Genomic DNA, 609 nt, shown 5'->3' with positions numbered 1-609 from the left:
GGCCAGGCTCGACGCGGCCAGGCTCGACGCGGCCAGGCCTGCCACGGCGGAGCCGCCGGGCGACCCCGGTGCGCTGGAACCGATCGTGGTACCGACGGATATCGACGGGGTCCGCAGGACCGTCGCGTCGTCGCTGCTCGCCGTGCCGGGGGTGGCTGACGTGGAGGCGGTTGTCGTGCTGGCCGGCCCCGGCATGAACGCGATGAACGCCGGTCTGCTGCTCGCGGGCACCGACGTCGCGACCGCGCTGGGCTGCCCGGTCCATGTCGGCGCCATGGTCGAGGCCGACGACGGCGGGACGCGGGTCGAGATCGACAGGGACCAGGTGGCCGCGCTGCCCGGCTACCCGGACGTGCTCGCCCGGGTAGCGCTGGAGCATCTGGCGAGCCTGGAACTCGCCGCCGCCGCGGACACGCTGCGCCGGGGCGGTCAGCGGCTCGCACCTCTCGCGGCACGGGCGGAGAGGATCCGGGACGCCTTCATCGGCGACTTCCCCGGTCCCGTCGCCGTGAGGCGGGCGGAGGTGGCCCGGCGCATCGAGCTGATCAAAGTTCTGACCGGGAAACACACCGACGATGGGCACCGGGACGGCGCGAGGAGGCACACCGG

General features: G+C 74.4%; 1 protein-coding gene. It reads left to right on the top strand.

Going from position 1 to position 609, the window contains the following annotated elements; genetic code table 11:
* Positions 1-609: hypothetical protein (locus NBW84_RS02720; RefSeq protein WP_250281378.1), on the top strand; the 609-nt coding region annotated here is incomplete at both ends.

It is taken from the genome of Protofrankia sp. CiP1_Cm_nod2, from assembly GCF_920664355.1.
Lineage (GTDB): Bacteria > Actinomycetota > Actinomycetes > Frankiales > Frankiaceae > Protofrankia.
This window is presented reverse-complemented; position numbering and strand designations above follow the sequence as displayed.